Source organism: Nocardia cyriacigeorgica, from assembly GCF_010858045.1.
GTDB lineage: Bacteria > Actinomycetota > Actinomycetes > Mycobacteriales > Mycobacteriaceae > Nocardia > Nocardia cyriacigeorgica_E.
In genome coordinates, this window is the sequence record NZ_JAAGVC010000395.1 from 1 (window position 1) to 277 (window position 277).

1 pseudogene is annotated in these 277 nt (G+C 67.9%); it reads left to right on the forward strand.

The features are described from left to right. Nucleotides 1-6 precede the first annotated feature (6 nt). A pseudogene (locus tag GV790_RS30175) lies at nucleotides 7-277 on the forward strand (FAD-dependent oxidoreductase); the annotation flags it as partial.

A 277-nucleotide genomic window follows, 5' to 3' on the forward strand; every position in this document is an offset into this window, starting at 1 on the left:
CGGTAGTGCCCGGCGCCGTGTGAGGCGTCGTGTGTGCTCGGGATCAACCAGGATCCGGTGACCATCAAGCAGGTCGAGGTCGAGCTCATCGAGAACGCCTTCGACGAGGGCTGGGTACAGCCGATCTACCCGACCCGCCTGACCGGTAAGAAGGTCGCGGTCGTGGGTTCGGGTCCGGCCGGTCTGGCCGCGGCCCAGCAGCTGACCCGTGCCGGTCACACCGTCACGGTGTTCGAGCGCGACGACCGCATCGGCGGTCTGCTGCGCTACGGCATTC